This window comes from Paracoccus aurantiacus (assembly GCF_007993065.1).
Lineage (GTDB): Bacteria > Pseudomonadota > Alphaproteobacteria > Rhodobacterales > Rhodobacteraceae > Paracoccus > Paracoccus aurantiacus.
This window is the reverse complement of sequence record NZ_VOPL01000007.1, coordinates 84,022-101,700: the sequence shown is the minus strand read 5'-3', so window position 1 is coordinate 101,700 and position 17,679 is coordinate 84,022. Positions and strand designations below refer to the sequence as shown.

At 57.0% G+C, this 17,679-nt stretch carries 13 protein-coding genes and 2 pseudogenes; 7 read left to right on the top strand and 8 right to left on the bottom strand.

What is annotated here, in order from left to right:
- The first annotated feature begins 218 nt into the window (after positions 1-218).
- The 6 genes and pseudogenes from FQV27_RS15370 to FQV27_RS19040 all read left to right on the top strand — a co-directional run.
- Positions 219-2,969, top strand: a complete 2,751-nt coding sequence (locus FQV27_RS15370) for a hypothetical protein (RefSeq protein ID WP_147100203.1) — start codon at positions 219-221, stop codon at positions 2,967-2,969.
- 633 nt (positions 2,970-3,602) lie between these two features.
- Entirely contained in the window at positions 3,603-3,884 is a 282-nt protein-coding gene (locus FQV27_RS15365; RefSeq protein ID WP_147100201.1) for a hypothetical protein, read from the top strand.
- A 128-nt stretch (positions 3,885-4,012) separates the two neighbouring features.
- Positions 4,013-4,228: a helix-turn-helix domain-containing protein gene (locus FQV27_RS15360; protein ID WP_147100198.1), complete on the top strand. Its 216-nt coding sequence runs from the start codon at positions 4,013-4,015 to the stop codon at positions 4,226-4,228.
- 175 nt (positions 4,229-4,403) lie between these two features.
- Positions 4,404-5,954, top strand: coding sequence for an IS21 family transposase (gene istA, locus FQV27_RS15355; RefSeq protein ID WP_186827323.1), 1,551 nt, complete (start codon positions 4,404-4,406; stop codon positions 5,952-5,954).
- Positions 5,951-6,277, top strand: a pseudogene (locus FQV27_RS19350) (ATP-binding protein); the annotation flags it as partial. The gene istA and the pseudogene FQV27_RS19350, both read left to right, overlap by 4 nt.
- A gap of 26 nt (positions 6,278-6,303) precedes the next feature.
- Positions 6,304-6,681: pseudogene (locus FQV27_RS19040) on the top strand (ATP-binding protein); the annotation flags it as partial.
- Positions 6,682-7,559: 878 nt separating this feature from the next.
- Here the strand turns inward: FQV27_RS19040 and FQV27_RS15335 are convergent.
- The 7 genes from FQV27_RS15335 to FQV27_RS15305 all read right to left on the bottom strand — a co-directional run bounded on the left by FQV27_RS15335 (position 7,560) and on the right by FQV27_RS15305 (position 15,113).
- A complete protein-coding gene (locus tag FQV27_RS15335) occupies positions 7,560-9,317 on the bottom strand; it encodes a hypothetical protein (protein WP_147100191.1) in 1,758 nt (585 codons plus the stop codon).
- 87 nt (positions 9,318-9,404) lie between these two features.
- The gene (locus FQV27_RS15330) at positions 9,405-9,878 is read right to left on the bottom strand and encodes a hypothetical protein (protein WP_147100188.1); all 474 of its coding nucleotides are present in this window, start codon (positions 9,876-9,878) and stop codon (positions 9,405-9,407) included.
- Positions 9,879-9,951: 73 nt separating this feature from the next.
- Positions 9,952-11,076 carry a WD40 repeat domain-containing protein gene (locus FQV27_RS15325; RefSeq protein ID WP_147100186.1) on the bottom strand — a complete coding sequence of 375 codons (1,125 nt, stop codon included), beginning with the start codon at positions 11,074-11,076 and terminating at the stop codon, positions 9,952-9,954.
- A 197-nt stretch (positions 11,077-11,273) separates the two neighbouring features.
- The gene (locus FQV27_RS15320; protein WP_147100184.1) at positions 11,274-12,353 is read right to left on the bottom strand and encodes a WD40 repeat domain-containing protein; all 1,080 of its coding nucleotides are present in this window, start codon (positions 12,351-12,353) and stop codon (positions 11,274-11,276) included.
- 294 nt (positions 12,354-12,647) lie between these two features.
- Positions 12,648-13,139, bottom strand: coding sequence for a hypothetical protein (locus FQV27_RS15315; protein ID WP_147100182.1), 492 nt, complete (start codon positions 13,137-13,139; stop codon positions 12,648-12,650).
- A gap of 81 nt (positions 13,140-13,220) precedes the next feature.
- Complete coding sequence (locus tag FQV27_RS15310; protein ID WP_147100180.1) at positions 13,221-13,700, bottom strand: hypothetical protein; 480 nt, start codon at positions 13,698-13,700, stop codon at positions 13,221-13,223.
- Between the two features lie 510 nt (positions 13,701-14,210).
- Positions 14,211-15,113: an NAD(P)-dependent oxidoreductase gene (locus tag FQV27_RS15305; RefSeq protein ID WP_186827322.1), complete on the bottom strand. Its 903-nt coding sequence runs from the start codon at positions 15,111-15,113 to the stop codon at positions 14,211-14,213.
- 103 nt (positions 15,114-15,216) lie between these two features.
- On the opposite strand from FQV27_RS15305, the gene FQV27_RS15300 reads away from it, so the two are divergent.
- Positions 15,217-15,822 carry a TetR/AcrR family transcriptional regulator gene (locus FQV27_RS15300; protein ID WP_147100176.1) on the top strand — a complete coding sequence of 202 codons (606 nt, stop codon included), beginning with the start codon at positions 15,217-15,219 and terminating at the stop codon, positions 15,820-15,822.
- A gap of 243 nt (positions 15,823-16,065) precedes the next feature.
- On the opposite strand, the gene FQV27_RS15295 is transcribed toward FQV27_RS15300, so the two are convergent.
- The gene (locus FQV27_RS15295) at positions 16,066-17,451 is read right to left on the bottom strand and encodes a transposase (protein ID WP_147100173.1); all 1,386 of its coding nucleotides are present in this window, start codon (positions 17,449-17,451) and stop codon (positions 16,066-16,068) included.
- Positions 17,452-17,679: the final 228 nt, after the last annotated feature.

Here is a 17,679-nt window from a genome sequence, read left to right as displayed (position 1 = left end):
GACAAGATCCACCGCGCGCGATGATGTGGTCGGTCATGAATTGCCCTCCAAGCACGATTCTCGGTGACAGCGTGGCATTCACGGGTTCTGGCATTTTGGTGGCTGCTGGCGGAGGCTCAATCACCACAGCGCCGCTCACCGCGATCAAACCTGCGACACTTGTGTCCACGAAATATTCACGTCATGATTGAGACGGGCAAACATAGGGCGCGTATATTATGGCTGTACAGTCAGCGGCCTTCGCATTCGACGAGAATGCAAGTCTCGACGACAATCTATCCGCGTTCGGAAACTATATCGACCTGATGGACGCCGCGCTGGGAGTGGAAATGCGCAAGCAATTTCCAGCGCTTCTCGAGGGAAAATACCAGGCGGACGAAGTCTGGGATCGGTTGTTCGAGATTTGCGCGGCGCTGCAGGCCGAGGACAAGGATGCAGGCGAGGCGGCGGTAGCGCCCGCAAACGCGGCTACCGCCCAACCATTGGCCGCGCCCCTCCCGCCAGTGACCGGCTGGTTACTTGAGGGGGTTTCGATCGAGGGATTCAGGGGCGTGAACAATGAGGGGCATCCCCTCGAGCTTAAGGTGCAACCCGCCAAGGTCAGCAGCATCTCTGCAGTCAACGGCGTGGGCAAGACATCGGTCTACGATGCCGTGCGTTACGCGATAACCGGAAAGCTACCTTGGCTGGATGAACTCCCCGCCGCCGAGCGGGACATAGATTACTATCAGAATCGATTTCACTCGACCGGTCAATCGACCATAAAGCTCCGGCTCGTCGCCGAGCCCTGCGGAGAAAAATGCGAGATCACCGTCAGCCGGAACACGCTCGGCCTTCGCTCGGTCGCCGCCACGGCGCCGTGGGACGCCAGCGCGATACTGACCGCGCTCAACCGCGAGTTCGTGTTCCTCGATGGACCGACATTTCAGAAGTTCATCGCCGCGGCCCCACTCGTTCGGGGGCGCACCTTTTCCGGCCTGCTGGGGCTATCCGCATATAGCGACCTTCGTCAGGCCCTCGCAGGTCTGGCGAACACGCGCGCGTTCAACAATCACTTCGACACCGCCGCCCATTCGCAGAACAAGGCACGTGAAGAACGGACCGCCGGTGAACTGTCAGCGGCGATCGCCAAGGACTACGAGATTCTAGTCGGCACGGCCATCGGCGAGTTGGATGCGCCGGCGGCGAAAGAGAAGTGCCGGGACGCGCTGGCCCAGATACCGCCCCTGAAACCCGTCTGTGAAGGAAGGGCATTCGCCACCATCGACATCGACGCTTGCATAGAGGCGATCAAGGATGCCGAGGCCGGCCCGAAACGCGAGCGCCTCAGCGCCCGTATTCGAGAACGCGGCGACCTCGAGAAAGTCAATCACGAGGCTCCAGTCACGGAGCGGGCCGCGCAATTGACCACGCGGGCCGCCGAGCGGGAGAACGCACTGGAGAAGACCGCCGGCGATCTGATGCTCCAGCTTTATCAGGCGGGCACGAAGGTCGTGGAAGCCGGAGAGTGGCAGGATCCGCATCTTTGCCCGCTTTGCGATGGGACGGGAGCTCACAGCCTGCGGGACCACATTGCCTCCAAGCTGTCCGAGTTCGAAGCTTTGGATAAGGCGACCACGGCGCTGGCGACGGAATGGAACGAGGCTGGGTGGACAGAGCTTCTTCAGCTCGAATCCACTTTAGAGCCCACCGCCGAAAAACGGCTGCTCGCCGTGCGGCAGGCCCGAGCCGCCCAAGGCTCGATCACCAAGGCGGAAGCCGAAGCGTTGGTGGAACATCTTGCGGCGCTGCGTACCAAGGCCGGCGAGAACGATATGAAGCTGGCAGCCGAGCAGGCCCAACTCGAGAAAGAACTGCCGCCGTCCTCGGTCGAGGTCACTAAGAAAGTGGAGACCGCGCGACGCTTGCAGGATAGCTGGCATGAACTCGAGCAATCCCGGGAAGTGATAGGGGAAGAAACCGCGAGAGACGCCTGTGTCGATCGAGTTCGCAACTTTCTTGTTGATGCATCAAAGACATTCGCGACCGCAGAGGCGGGCATGAGCAAGGCGCGCCTCGCTGCCGTCGAGCCGGTCTTCAAAGACTATTTCAAGAAGATGTCGTTCCACGGGGTCGAGCCGGCCGTTTCTAAGAAGGCGAACAGTGAGGAACTGCGCATCGGCCTTGCCCACTTCTACGGGCTGACGAACGTCTCACCCCAAGCGCTTCTCTCAGAGAGTTTCCGCAACGCCTTCGCGATTTCACTCTATCTGGCGGCTGCGTCCCTCTATGGCGGACTGCCGAAATTCGTAGTTCTCGATGACGTAACGTCCAGCTTCGACGCCGGGCACCAGCACTTCCTCGTTGAGCTCATCAGAACCACCTTCGCGAGGCCCGGAAACGCGACAGGTCCGCAGGTGATCCTGTTGAGCCACGACACGATGCTTGAGAAGCTGTTCAACAAGCACAGCGGTTCGGGAACGTGGTGGCACCAGCGCCTCGAGGGATCGCCGCAGGTCGCCGTCCTGCCGCAGGCCGGAGCGGTCAACAGGGTGCGGGACCGCACTATCTCGATGCTTCAGGCTGGTCAGGTTGATTCAGCGAAGGAAGGCGTAAGGCAGTATCTTGAATACCGATTGAGCGGTCTCATCAGCAAGCTCCGGATCCCGGTGCCTGTGGACATAGCCTTCAATGACGACAAGCAATTGTCGAGCGAATTCCTCAAAGCCATTGAGGCGGCCGTCAAGCTGCACAGGGCCGCAAACAGTCTCGCACTCGACGCGGCCCAGCAAGCCGGTCTGAACACCAACATGGTGACAATCGTCGGAAATTTCCTAAGCCACTGGGGCACCGGCCAGACAGCGGCATTCTCCGGCCCGTCCCTGCTCGGCGTAATGCAGGCGATCGATGACTATTGCGATTGCTTCACCTTCGAGCCCACGCCCGGCGCGGCTAGGATTTACTACAAGTCACTATCGCAACGACAGTAGCGACGCTTCTGCCACCGCCAATCGCCGATGCCTATTTCGTTCCTGAGTCCACACAGTGCGGTGTTTCTGCGCACCCGACAAGTTTTGCCGGCTCATACCGATCCGGTCTCATGCGCCCACCGCCTAAACTGCAGGTGAAACTCTACAGTGGGCCATCGAACGGCTCGGATTAGGTCGCGAACTGACGAGGCAAACTTTGCTCGATGATGCGCCGCATGAACGGCCGCCTACTGGCCAGTGCTTTCCAGAACCCGCCTGTCCGCTCACGGCTCCTTTTCCGTCGTTCGATTGAAGTGCAGCGAAAGCCAGCCTTCCGCCCGCGCTTGCTGACACCAACGCCAGCTGTCTGGCGCGCTTGCCGTATTGTAGGTGGAAGCCTATCTCCGTAAGGCGATGGAAGCTAGAAGGGGCTGTGAAGCTACTGGAACCATGGATGCCGTGACCGCGAGATCAATAGCGACTCAATCAGACTGGTACTTGCATCCGGTCCCTGCGGTTCCGAAGCTGCGAGCTTTCCAGCCTCAGTATAGAGAGCGCATGCTTGGGCGGATCGCCACAGCTTTTGGTCTGGCCTCACTGGGCGAGTTACCACCGTATTTCCGGAGCGAACTGGTTTATCCTGCTGAAATCTGATTGGCTAAGCAGCTGGCTGCCCGACTCGGCGCGGCAGGCGATCAAAAGGATTATTCGCGCCGCCGGACGGCATCACGAAGCTTCTTTGGAAGCTTTCAGTACCATCAGGCCGTTATTCAATGCGAAAATCGTATGAACCTCGATCTTGTACCCTCAGGTCAAATCTTGCCGGAGGAGCGCGCGCGTTCCATGAGGGTTCTGATTCACTTCAAGCAACGGACATCAAAGAATAAAAAGGTCGTGGACGACGTGGACGGTCCGTTCAGGCAGAGCCTTCCCTGAACCTAGGGTCCCAGCTGCAATATTCTAATACCATCCCCAATCTTACAATATTGTATTAAAATCAGTAACTTGACTTAGTCCTCTCGCTCCAATTGACTGCGAAACACGTCTATTGGACCCGAGGCGGCATGGACCCGTCCTACGAGAAATTGAAGCATGCTCTGAAGCGATCCGGCACCAGTTTCCGGGCGATCGCTCGTGAACTCGGAGTGTCCCACACTGCGGTGGTCGATGTTGCCAAAAAAGAGCGCCGCTCGGCCCGCATATCCAAGGCACTGGCTGAGAAGCTCGGCGTCCCGGTCGACAAAATATGGAACACTGAATCATCAGAGGACGGGAAATGACTTGGCCCTAAAAATTGCAGAGGGCGCACACATGCCCGTGTACGCCCTCTGAAAATGCCTTCGGTAGGACACCGATAAGGCAACCCTCTTACATCACCGCAATCACGTCAAGGCTGACACCGGACGATTTTTCAATCGCGCCGATCAGCACCGGCGTAACTGGAGGATGCCAGACATGGATTTCAAGAAAGCACTGCGTCTGATCGTCATGGAAGATCTGAGCAATGTCGCCATCGGTCGGGTGTGTGACATACACCGCACGACAGTTGGCAAATATCGGAGTAAGCTTCGTAATCGCCCTTTAAGTTTGGCCGAAATCGACGAGCTGACCGTGGACGCGTTGCGCGATCTTCTCGACCTCAAGCGTGAGTTATTGCCCACGACCTGGACCGAACCTGATTGGGACCTGATGGCGCGGCGCATGTCGTCAGAGAAGGGTATGGTCATGACCGTACTGCATAATGAATACGCGCGGCAGTCCGAAGTTCCCATGAGTTACACGCGATTTTGCCGCAAACTCAAGGCGCATCTCAAAAAGCGCGGTCCGATCATGCGGCAGGTGCGAATTGCCGGAGAGGAAGCCTTCGTCGATTTTTCAGGCAAGCGCCCGGAACTCACGGACCCGGAAACTGGCAAAAAGCGCCATGTCGAGCTCTTCATTGGCGCTTTGGGGCATAGCCGCCTTATCTTCGCGACCGCAGTGCCTGACCAGAGCGCACAAAGTTGGATAAAGGCCCATGTCGCCATGTTCGACTACTTTGGAGGGACGCCGAAGTATATTGTCCCGGACAATCTGAAGGCGGCTGTGATCCACCCGAGATCCCATGCACGTGGCCAAGTGCTCAATGCTGCCTTTGATCGGGCGATGCAGCATTATGGCGTAACGCCACTTCCAGCTCGCGTTGGTAACCCACAGGACAAAGGCCTCGTCGAGCAGTCCGTGCTGCATGTCAAACGCTGGATCACGCTACCATTATCTCGCCAGACATTTCATTCCATCCCCGAAATCAACCGCGCCATTGGGATCGAACTGGACCGGATCAACGATAAGCCTATGCGTCGCCTTGGCGGACGGTCTCGAAGACAGATATTCGAAGAAGAAGAAAGAAGCCGTTTGAGAGCGCTGCCGCATCGACCGTTTCGGAACCTTCAGCACATCAGGTCGGTTCGCGTTCCCGAAGACTATCACGTCGAATATCGCGGCAATTTCTATTCCGTACCACATGAGTTGATTGGCAAGACCGTCGACCTCTTCGAGGATCAGGAGGTCGTCAGCCTCTTTCATGTTCGTCGACGCGTGGCCATTCATCCGCAGTTGCAGGGCGTAGGTAAAGTTTCGACGCTCAGACACCATCAGCCGGACAACCATCGTTTCCATGGTGATCACCGACATCGATATTTCAATACCTGGGGCAGGTATCAGGCGAAGCCAATCGACCGCTATCTCAGACTTCATCTGGCGGTTTGGAAGAACCCGAATGCGACGGATAAATGCGCGCGCAAACTTGCCGAACTTGTCGACCATCACGGCGAGGAGATCGTCGTTCAGGCTGCGGATTGGGTTCTGACGCATTGCCCCGACGCACCGCATATCAGGCGGATTGAACGATTGATTGCGCAGCCGGCTCGGATAGAGACCCCGGTTAAGGCAGACGGAACCGAGGATCCGAGCGCCAATCACAAGAACATCCGCGGAGCCAGCTATTACGGGAGGACCGATACATGAGCGTTGAAGCGACACTACGAAAACTCGACGATCTTAAACTGAAAGGGATGCAGAAGGCATTGCGCCAACAGGTCGAAACTCCTCAGCAAGCGGACTTGGGGTTCGAAGACCGGCTGGCCATGCTGGTCGATGCCGAAGAACTGTACCGCCTGAACGCTCGAAAAGAACGCCTTCTACGCGCCGCAAAATTGCGTGTTCACGCCCAGCCCGAAGAACTGACTTATGGCAGTCAGCGAAATCTGGACAAATCGCTAACGACACGCTTGTTAAGTTGCGACTGGATTAATCGTAACCAGAATGTGCTGATCACCGGCAAGAGCGGTACAGAAAAAAAACTTGGCTCGGCTGCTGCCTGGGGATGCAGGCCATCCGCAACGGCATCAGCGTCTCCTATAGGATGGTTTCCCGCCTCCTGGAGGAATTTGAGCTTGCGCATCTGGAAGGCACCACCCCGCGGTTGCGTGCGTATTATAAGCGGGCAGACTTGCTCATCCTTGACGACTTCGGCGTCAGCAAGCTCAAGGCGACAGGCAAACATGATCTTCTGGAGCTTCTGGATGACCGAATTGGCGAACGCGCGACCATCGTTTGTGGTCAGTTGCCGGTCGAGAACTGGCATGCCTTCATCGATAATCCGACGATCGCAGATGCAATACTCGATCGCCTCACCAGTGCTGCGCATCGCATCGAGCTTTCTGGACCGTCCTTGCGACGAAAAACGATCTGACGTCGCTGCACATCAATGTCGAGGCGGGTGCTCAAGACTGTCGGTTCTGATTGCCCGCCCATGATGAAATGTCATGATCATGCATGTCGATTTAGCTGATCACCAGCACACAACAACACAAAACGCCCACACAGCGCCTTGGGCTACCGCCCACCGGCACCGGAAACCATCGTCGCAATGGACCGTAGGCCGATCATGCGCTAACAATCAAGTTGGACCACCTAGGTGGGGCTGATCAGTCAGCCCGGACGCTTACGCAGTTTTTGGTGTCTGGTGTTGATGTGGCGTTGATGTAAGTGGGCGATTGGGCGTGAGTATAATAATACCTCCCACATATCTACTTGATTTATTTAAATTTTTTTGGTTGCGGGGGTAGGATTTGAACCTACGACCTTCAGGTTATGAGCCGATCAAAGCGGAAATTGCAAAATCTAGTATTATCAGCGACTTATGAGATAACTGTTTGTTTTCTTGCGACTTCCATGCCGACATTCGACCGCATCACCCGGCTTTGGACGGCCCAACCCACGCGAAAACTGCAGCCAAGGGTTGAGGTGGCGTTGAGGTGAACCTTATTCGACACCATCGCAGCATCGTGGCAGGTTAAGTACCCTTTCCAACTTCGTAGCGACTCGCTTCTGCGTTACGCTGGTGGCGCAGGGAAAGCGCAGGTCGTGGAACATCACTTCGTAACCGTCCGAATTGGACAGGTCCGGGACATCTGGATCCGGCAAATCACCGAACTCCAAGTCCGTGTCACCGTCCCCAATGGCTACACCGCGCTCGGCATCCCTGTTACTGAAGCCGTCCGACAGACCCGTTCCGGGAAAAAGAAACCCCGACCAGCAGCTGATTTGTACGACAGAGCCGCACCATTATCAGTAATCATAAAATTCTACCATATTCCTGTCCATAGTAGACAAAAATTCGCTATTGCAGCTTAGCTGACCAAAGAACTCAGCCCATGGAAGACGAAATGCGTTCATGCCCGTTCCAGTGTCAAAATTATCTAGTTCAACTGTTATTCGATAAAAATCTGGATTGAAAAAATACTGACGGCTCTCTTCACCAACTATCCGCCCGTCTTCTGTCGTTGTCGTCACGACAGTCAGGGCTCTGCCATCCCCGGGACAAGCACCCAACACAGATGCACGCCAAATCGCGTAGTCCTTTACCAGGGGCTTCCACCGCATCGCAGAATATCCTGAATGGATCATCCTTCGAACTGGATCCATGAATATACTGTCAACCGATGGCGTGTACTCGGCCCGCTGAGGCACATAATTGGCAGCGGCCGCATACTCACCCCTATAGACAAGCTCCAAAATGCTTCGCTCGGCTTCCTCGAACATGACAAATTCCCGGGGCCGTGCCGCTTCGATTTCCTGGGCCTTTCTCTCTGACGCCAGCTTCCAGTTGCGCTCCGCCTCACGACGATCTCGCCCAGGGTTCACCGCGGAAAACTCTCTATCGGCATCTAAGGCCACGACGCCACCATCGAAAACAATTGCGCCAGGATTCACCGTAATCTTTCGATGTTGTGGCTTTTCGCCAATGGCGCCAGAGTAAAATCCGATGATTCCAATAAAATAAGACTCATTCAGAGCATCATAAACTCCGTCAATGATATAATCAGCCCCCTGAAGCCGGCGCTGGTCGTTTCGCCTTTCCCAGTTCTTTGGCTCATGTTGAGACAGAATTTTCTGACCCTCTGTCAGCCCGACCTGATCGGCCGGACCTTGCCCCCTCACCTTGTGGACCTTTGCATATCCTCCGCCGTCACCATCAACTATGACTAATCCCAGCTTTGCCCAGAGTATTTGGTTCATGTATTTACGCAGCAAATCCTGGCGCTTATCGGTGCGAACCTCGATCCAGGGTGGACTGTCTGGCGCCTCGGCCTGCAATATCAGATCTGCCCCTATTCGAATTGCCTCTCCGAATTCATTTCGGGAAGCGACCTCATGAATACAGTGCATATCCCCGCATGCTTCTGCATCTTGTCCGGGCGTATCGAAGATCACCTGCTCAAGGGCATCGCCGGTCCCGAAGCCCTTGCCCTGCAAAAATGCAGGCCCGCCGACGGACACCCTGCCGATTGTGAACCCGCCCCCGTCCCGCGCCATAAGCTCAATGCCATACCGATCACGAACTGCTTCCGCACCCGCCAGTGGCGCCTCGCTCGTCACGAACGGGTCAAGGATCGCATCGGCGGCAAGGGTCCTGACATCCCGGCCTTCCAGCGAAATCCCCATCAGCGGGACCGAGCCATCGCCATCCGACGCGTAAGCGCCCAGCATCAGGCGCACGTCATCTATCCGCTGCCCGCCTCCGGTTCCTTTTGGGCGCCCGTTCGCTTCCCTCAGACACTGCAGCCCACGGTCAAAAGACGGCGAGCCACCTTCGGGCGGTTCCATACATCCCAGCCGCTCAAGCACGCGAGTCAGGCACTCGATATAGATCATTCCAGCCGTTATGCTTGTATATTGCTTGGCAGAATCGCGTGGGCAACCGGACCCTCGCAGCAGATCGTCGATCTCCGTCCGGTCGATTTCGATCACTTCGCCTCTGGCGTGAAGAGAGTTCGGGGCGACGAACAGCATCAGCATCAGCGCCCTCAGCATCTTGCGGTTCATTTGTCCTCCGTAAGGCATGAATGCCGAAGCACGTCGTATAAATGGCGGCAGGAAGAGGTTTCGAACAGTTCAGACGCTTCCCTCAACCTATCGCCCTGCCGCCGCCGGGCAGGTCTGCAATAGCTTTTTTATGGCAGACGAGGATCCCTTAAGATCCACGGTCAGGAAAGTCTCATCGTTTCGGCCGGTCGCATCAATAACCGTCATGGAGTTACCTCCTGCAAATACGGCCGCATGCCGACCGAACGGAAATGTTCCGGAGATCCAGCTTTCTTCTTGACCGGTCAGGTAGTCCGACAGACCCGATGCGAAGCGCACCCCGTCAATTACGAAAGCGATAGTCCGCGGTTGCTCTTTTCCGGTCAGGAACGGCCTTCCACTTTTGATTGTGAACTGGATTTCTGCGCTACCCGGATAACACCCGATCAAGATCGTCACATCGCCGGAACCGGCCTCATAGAAGGCACTGTTCATGGTGCTGTTAACTCTGTCCCAAGCGTGGACCGGGTTCGCAAGAAGGTAAGAAAAGGCAATCAGGAACGCAGATTTAGTTTTACGCATCGGGTGACCTCGATATAACGGCCAAGGACGGACAGATGATGCCTCCTTTGTGGCGGCACCGTTGACGTTACGGCTACGGGCGAGGCACGCGCTCGACACTGATATTCCGTCGCTCGGCCTCGCTCATTTCGCTCCACACCCGCTCGTACAGCGTCAAACCCTGAGGCGCGCCAGCCCCCGCGTAGGTCGTCTGCAGCAGACCGGTCGACATGGTTATACGATTGCCGCCAGGCGAGAAAACGTCATGCATGAAAGGGATTGCGTCATTCCCTCTGATAGCAAGTTCGTTACCATCCAGATCAAGGACGGTGAAGGCGTCCGGCTGGACCAGCGAACGGGGCCGAAGCACGACCGCATGAGCGTCGCGCGCAAGGGCCGCGAACGGCCCGATCATCGGATGACTGAAGCGTAGCTGGCCGGTCGACATGTCTACGGCCTCCAGCCCCTGTTCACCTGCAAGGAATAGAAGGCCGGTTTCTGGATAGGCAAAGGCGGTGACATCCATGTCGTATTTTCGACCTTCCCGCGAGACGAGCGCCGATTTCGTCCCATCCGTTTTCCATCTCTCGATGATGATTTTATCAGGAATTTTCCTGTCCGGATCGCTTCGCGTCGTCTGAACGATCAATCCGTCTTCATGGTCCCATCCCAAAGGCACCTGCCGCGTGGTCTTATCCGAGACGGTCTGAAAGTTATGAATTAGATCGCGTGATCGCACATCCCATATGTCGATACCCGTCGTTCGGAGAACGCTATAGGCGCGCGCATAAAGGCGCCCGTCCTGATTGAAGCCGGCCTCGTAGCCGATGGATTTTCCTCCACTCGCCTCGGGACTGGGTTTCATTTCACCAATATATGCGCCATCCTCGGCGGCGTAGAGATGAACGATCGATGTCTCGTTCGACGGCAAGGCCAGAATGCTGCCATCAGGCGAAAACGAGGCCGATATGCCCGGCGTTGTGACCCCGTGAACCCTTATCTGTGGATCCAGCTCTGCGATCAGGCGACCGTCGCGCGGGTCGATGATGGCTTGGGGAAAACTGTCCTGATCAGGATGTGTCGGATCCTCCCACCGGCTGACGAACGCCCGCGTTCCGTCGCTGTTGACACTGTAACGTGCGTCCCTGTCCTGATCGATGCGCGGGACGCGCGCGCCATAGGCCAGTTCCAGCGCAAAGACCGCTTCGGGATAGCGCACCAGATCGTCTTCAGTGGGCTGATCCGGCAGACCTCTCAGGGCAAGGCTCAGCGCTGCCGGCCTGTCCCCCTTTCGAAGCGCCGTGATCGCCTGATTGGCAAAGTCCCGTGACATCAGATCCGCGAGACGTTCGGTATCCGTCTGAGCGAGGGCGGATTGGGCCAGTATCAGCCCGGCAAATGCAGCCTGCTTGATCATCATGGCCGGACGACCCGATCCTGGTTGATGGCCTGTTGGGTCGCCGCGTCGAGTCCGTCCCAGACAGCGTTATAGAGTGCTGCACCTTTCGGCAGATCCTGCCCAAGATATGTATGCCGCGTGGCGTTTTTCGGAACCGCCGCAATCATGCCGGACCGTGATACAGCCGCCTGCGCCAGCGGAATGAGATCGCGTCCCAATATCTGCAGCCGATTTCCCGCCAGATCGAAGACCTGAAAATCGTCAAGCGATTCGATGTCGAAGGGCCTTATCGAAAATGCCGTGCCGTTACGCACAAGCGCGATTTCGGGAAACTCAACCTCGGTCTTGAAGCGGACTGCGCCGGTCTCAAGATCAATCGCCGCCAGGCGCATCTCGTCCGACATGAAGACAACAGGCACGCCCGGAAAGGTGATGGATTTCAGCGATACGGTGTCTATCACGCCTGCGAGATCGGAAAGCATGGCCTTTCCTCCGTCCTGGCTCCACCGCTCCAAACTAGCATTCGTTACCATTCCGGTCGCTGTATCATTGATGATCTTCTGAACGGCGAAGCCGCCCTCATGATCCCAACCGAGTGGCACCCATGTTTCGGCGCCCTCACCCTCCGCCGCCAGATGGCTCACCAAGCTGCCGTCGGCAACGTTCCAGACCAGGATGCCTCCGCGGTCGTGACGATACCCATATGCGTATTGCGTTCCGTCAGCCGAGAAGCCCAAGGGCACTGGCACCAGCCAATCGAACGGCGCCGACACATCAGTCGTCAGTTCACGCACCAGACTTCCATCTTCAGAGCTGAAAAGCTGGACCTTCGCTCTGGGAAAGGTCGGATAGGCAAGAAGCTTGCCGTCAGGCGAGAACTCGGGAGAAAACTCGGGGGAAGACGACGCCGCGACCTCATCCAGCGCGCCGATCAGGGCCCCGTCACGGGGATCGTAGATTGCCGGGGTGACATATTGCGTGTTCACTTCCGGACGAGGATCGTAGAACCCTGCGAACGCCCTCGTACCGGTGCTGTCAACACTGTAGAGCCCCGTCCCTTCGTCGTCGATATGCGCGATACGCGCGCCCATCGCCAACTCCAGAGCGAACATGGCCTCAGGAAGCGCCATTGCTTCTTGCTCGGTCGGGTCGGGCGGGAACGCGCGAAGCGCAAAGTTCCGCGCGCTCTCAAGATCGCCCAGCATTATCGATTGAAGGGACTGCATGGCGTAGTTCTTGGACATCATTTGCGCCAGCCGCTCGGCCTGGCTTTGCGCATGGACGGGAAGAGCGCTCATGACGCAGAGGCCGAAAAGCGCGTGTTTAATCTGGATCATAACGCATTATCTCCCTTTCCCGGTTGGACTGAGTATATGCTCTTGAATGATCGTTCAGATTCCGCAGCGTTCGCTGAAGGCAAGGCGTGCCGCGCCTGTCCCCTTCATCCCAGACCGAAACAGCGCTCTTGCCGTGCCGACATCCTCAAGAATCAGACTCTGCCCATTCGCGAAGGCCTCAAGATCGAACGAACCCGCAGGAATCTCGGCCGCGACAGAGCCTTGCTCATTGAAACTGGCAATCGGCTTACGGCTGGTGCGGCCGTCGGGCAGCTGGATAGTCAGCATCAGAGATTCCGACGCCTCGATCGAGGCGAGTGGAGCTGACAGGTCCGCACCCTTGGAAAGATCCGTAAGCATCATGGACAGCCGACCAGTGCCGCGGCTGCAACTGAACCGAAGTCTTATGCCGTCGCTGCTTTCTGCCGTCCAAGCGCTATCTGCAGCTTTGCCAAGTTCCCATGCGTGGGCTTTCGGCGTGACGAGCGACGATGCCGGAAGCGCGATGCACATCACCCATATCGAAATCCGCCCGAGCTTTTTCATCCGAAACTCCCATGCAAAACCTAGCCAAAGAAGCGTAAAGAGAATTGGGCCCCACCCGTGGAAGCGTCATCCTGGTCAGCCTCATATCCCGCATCGTTCTTTGAACAGCTTTCGCCCCTGCGATGTGCCATGCATGGGACTGGAGAAAATTATCCGCCCGGTCGCGTTATCGATAATATCAAGCTTGCTGCCAGAAGCCAGACTTTTGAGGCCAGCCATTGCGAAATCCACAAAGCCGGTAAGCATTATGTCCCGATCAGTTGTAAGCGCCACCGCAATTTCCTGCGCGAATTCCAAAGACGTTCCGGTATAAATATGAAGCGTGACAGACTTTATACGCTCTATCTCGTCAATCGGCGCATAGACTCGGCGGATTTCAAGGCGCAGCTTACTGCCGTTGGTCTTGGCACAGCTAATCTCTACGTTGTAGTCGGTGCCTGATTGCATCAGCGTAACAGATTCCCCTACAGGGAAAGCGTCCCAAGCTAGGCTTGGGTTCGCATTCACGAACAAAAGCAATGCGATCAACCAAGAAGATTTCAGCGAGCGAATGAAGGACATCGACGTAAGACACCCCATAAATTTAGTCTCTGCAGCACTTTTGCATTCTTGCAGCTTTGGCAGCGCCCAAGGATAGACAAGATTGCAGTATTGCTCAAACGAGATAGAAGTGCGGTAGGCAGAAGCAGTTCAGCCAAGCCAACTATGCCGAAGCTGGCATGATTTGGGAAGCAATTTTCTACCTACCTTATGAGATTAGTGACTCAGACAGCTGCCAACCACCCAGCTGATGCCAAACTAAACGGGCGGCATCAGCTAGTAATTGTGCGGTGGCGCTCAACCACCTGCGTAGCGTGTCACCTTGTTGCCCTCGTCATTCAACTAATTCGGGAGCGATGGAGCTGTTGCTGGGCCGAAGCCGATGAAAAAGAGAACTACACCGACGCCATAGCCCTATGAAATGACTAACTCAAATTGGTCGGCAGCCTAATTTAGTCGCCGACCAACGCGAGGAGTGTTCAAAAATAGCGTACCATAGGAAGGCCACGAAGACCATTTTGGAACGCGCCGTTAGACAGTGGAGTCAGCCTCGCTGCCCGGGAATGCTGTAAACACGCTCCAGTCGTTATTGGCGCGGCCATGCTCAATGGCTTGCTCCATCTTGCGGATGATGATGGGTGCATATTCGAAGGATTTAGATGTCCGCTCAGAGGCTGCGGCCATGAGCTTTACGTCTTTCAATCCACCTGACAACTCAAAACCGACCCCGGTCTCAAATGCGCGGTCGCGAATCTTAACGGCGTAGAGTTTCAGGATCGGATTGGAGAAGCTGCTGTCGAACAGCCGACCGTAGAAGGCACGGTCAATGCCAACCGCATCACCATAGGCGTAAATCTGGCCCATCAATTCCATGCTGGAAACCGCGAAATAGTTGATGGAAAGTTTGGCATAGTTGGCCAGCCCGGGGCGACTCCCGAGGGCGACGACCTTGGCGGAATAGCTTTCGCAGACAGGTTTGCACCGTGCCATGGCCGCATCGTCACCAGACAAAAGCGTGATCAACTCGCCCGCAGCCGCCACATCCGGCCGTCCGACCACGGTTCCCGATACGAAGTGGCTGCCATGCTGGCGATGCAGCTCTGTCAGTTCCGCCGCCAGTTCGGGTGAGACCGTCGTCGCGCAAAGGTGGATTCCACCGCGCTTCAGGCTCGCCAGAATGCCGTCGGATGCTGTTACGATCTCACGCACCGAGACATCATCCATAAGGCTGGTGAGCACGATGGACGCGCTCGCCGCCGCGTCGCGCGGGGTTTCGGCCAGCCGTGCGCCATGCTGAACAAACGGCTGCGCTTTTGCCGTGGTGCGGTTGAACACGACGAGTTCAGCTCCAGCGGCCTGAATGTTCTGCGCCATTCCGGCTCCCATCTTGCCAAGGCCGATGACTGCGATGGTTTCAGTGATTGCAGGTTTCATTTCCGTATTTCCTTGCTTCGGTTGTTGTGTGGCAAAGAAATATGAGTAATGCTCACATTTATAAACTCGCATTGCGAAAATCCGGGAATGAGCGCGGCCAGAGATGAAAGATATTGTTTCATATAGGAAAATTCCAACGCAGGCTCGGGCGAAGGCCAGTGTTGATGCGATCTTGGAGGCGACGGCTCAGATTTTGCAGCAGGATGGCGTGGGCGCCCTGACTACCAATGCCATCGCGGAAAAGGCCGGGGTCAGCATCGGGACGCTCTATCAATACTTCCCGGACAAGAACGCCATCCTGATCGCTCTGGCACGTCAGGAACTGGCTGAAACCAGTCAAGCGGTGGCAGCGGGCGTTTCCGGCGCGGAGCAGGTCGACGAAGCAGTTGATCCCCTTCGTCGTGGAATCCAGGCCTTGCTGCAGGGCTTTCATGGCAGACCGAGAAGCCGGAAGGCCCTGATTGAGGCATTGATTGCCAACGGGTTGTCGGACGAACTGGCCAGACCTGTCGACCGGGTCATGCCGGATATTCTCAGCGCGCAGGCGAAAACAGGGGAATTGAAACCCATCACCGCCTATGTCCTGACCCGCGCGATTATCGGCGCAGCAAGGGCAGCGCTCATGGAGGAGTCAGCCTACTTCGGAACGAAGGAGTTCGAGGATGAACTCGTGCGGATGACTCAGGTTCTTCTGACGGCCCCGAGGTGATGGGGAGCGACTTCCGCCAGAAACCGCCATTTCCGCGTGCGGCAATCGGCGGCACATGGGCTATTTTCGGCGGCAATCGGCGGTGTTTGGCGGAGCGGACGGGATTCGAACTTCCCGTTAGTTGAACGACTATAAAGCGTTTGCCCCCACAGCGAACTTTCGCTTCCCGCCGATTCTGTTGAAAAACCCGGCGTTTTGAGCGGTTTGTTTAGGCGGTGATTTTGGCCTCAAGCCATTCTGGTGTCAGGCTTTTCGTGGATGCTGCGGTGCAGGAAAGATCTTGGCGAGTTTGCGGAGGTTCTGGGCTGCGGCGGCGAGGAGGAATTCGTCGCTTGCGCCGTATGGTCCTCGTAGTCGGAGCCGCCCGAGGCCGAGGATGCGCTTGAGGTGGGCAAACAGCATCTCGACCTTCTTTCGCAGCTTCATCGAGATCTCGTATTGGCGGGTCAGGGCGATGTCCCGGGCGATCTGGCGCGCATCTTCGTGTTCCTCACGGGTGATCGATCTGGCATCGGCGTTCGGGCAGCACTTCTGTTTCGATGGGCAGGCCTGGCAGGTCAGTTTCAGCGCGCGGTATTCGGCGGTTCCCTTGCCGGTCGGGCCGCGGTTCGGGTCCGAATAGTTGCGGCGGAACTGCTTCAGCGCATGTCCTTCCGGGCAGATATACTGGTCGTTCCCGGCATCCCATTCAAAGTCGGCCCGGGTCCATGTTCCATCGGGGCGGCCGGATTTGTCGAAGACAGGGATGTGCGGTGCGATGCCCTGGTCAACCAGCCAGCCCAGCATCGGGCCGGTGCCATAGGCGGTGTCGGCGATCAGGCGTTCAGGATGGAGATCGAACCTGTCCCTCACACGCTTCAGCATGGTTTTGGTTGATCCGAGCTCGGCCTGCCGGATTGATCGTGTTGCCTCGACATCGACGATCACACCATGATCCGTGTCGATCAGGTAATTGTCGGAACAGCTGAAGAATGCCGGTCCCTTACGCGCCGCCGTCCACTGGCTGGCCGGATCGGAATGCGAGGTGAATTTGGGCTGGACCTCGCTGGCGGCGCCAAATGCGGCCTTGTCCAAGGTGTCGAGATATTCGCGCACGGCGCGGGGCGCATCCGACGGGTCTATCTGCGTTGCATCCCAATCTTCCTTCGGGGTCGAGTTCTGCTTATTGGCATCCGCCTCGATCAGGCTGGCATCCACCGCCAGCCGCTGTCCGCTGACCAGTCCTTCGGCAATGCAGCGCGCTACCGTGGTCTCGAACAGGCGACGCAGCAACTCGCTCTCGCGAAACCGACCATGCCGGTTCTTGGAAAACGTCGAGTGATCCGGCACCCGGTCGGTCAGGTCCAAACGGCAGAACCAGCGATAGGCGAGGTTCAGATGCACCTCTTCGCATAGCCGCCGCTCGGACCGGATACCGAAGCAATAGCCGACCAGAAGCATGCGGATCAGAAGTTCGGGATCGACCGAGGGGCGGCCCGTGTGGCTGTAGAAATCCGCCAAGTGAGCCCGAATACTGTCCAGATCGACAAAGCGATCAATCGACCGCAGCAGATGGTCCTGCGGGACATGATCCTCAAGCGAAAACGCGTAGAACAGTGCTGCTTGTGCTTCCTGCCGTGGACCCATCATCGCCGATCCTCCCGCCTGACAACGGAATTGAATCAGCGACCAGCCCACCAATCAAGAAGAGTTTTTCAACAAAATACGCCCGTTTCCCCCTTGGATAAGCACCCCACCGGCACGCCTCCACCGTAGTTCCGCCACCTTCCGCCTCCCCGCCGGTGTGGGTGCCGATGTATGACTTGCCATGCGCGCGAGGCTGAGCCTCATGTGGGATGCAAGAAGGAGGCGCTGGGC

Bases quoted from the DNA above. Each gene is read 5' to 3' on its own strand.
- FQV27_RS15370 (WP_147100203.1), top strand. From the start codon at position 219: ATGGCTGTACAGTCAGCGGCCTTCGCATTCGACGAGAATGCAAGTCTC.
- FQV27_RS15335 (WP_147100191.1), bottom strand. From the start codon at position 9,317: ATGAACCGCAAGATGCTGAGGGCGCTGATGCTGATGCTGTTCGTCGCC.
- FQV27_RS15330 (WP_147100188.1), bottom strand. From the start codon at position 9,878: ATGCGTAAAACTAAATCTGCGTTCCTGATTGCCTTTTCTTACCTTCTT.
- FQV27_RS15305 (WP_186827322.1), bottom strand. From the start codon at position 15,113: ATGAAACCTGCAATCACTGAAACCATCGCAGTCATCGGCCTTGGCAAG.
- FQV27_RS15310 (WP_147100180.1), bottom strand. From the start codon at position 13,700: ATGTCCTTCATTCGCTCGCTGAAATCTTCTTGGTTGATCGCATTGCTT.
- FQV27_RS15295 (WP_147100173.1), bottom strand. From the start codon at position 17,451: ATGATGGGTCCACGGCAGGAAGCACAAGCAGCACTGTTCTACGCGTTT.
- istA (WP_186827323.1), top strand. From the start codon at position 4,404: ATGGATTTCAAGAAAGCACTGCGTCTGATCGTCATGGAAGATCTGAGC.
- FQV27_RS15360 (WP_147100198.1), top strand. From the start codon at position 4,013: ATGGACCCGTCCTACGAGAAATTGAAGCATGCTCTGAAGCGATCCGGC.
- FQV27_RS15315 (WP_147100182.1), bottom strand. From the start codon at position 13,139: ATGAAAAAGCTCGGGCGGATTTCGATATGGGTGATGTGCATCGCGCTT.
- FQV27_RS15300 (WP_147100176.1), top strand. From the start codon at position 15,217: ATGAAAGATATTGTTTCATATAGGAAAATTCCAACGCAGGCTCGGGCG.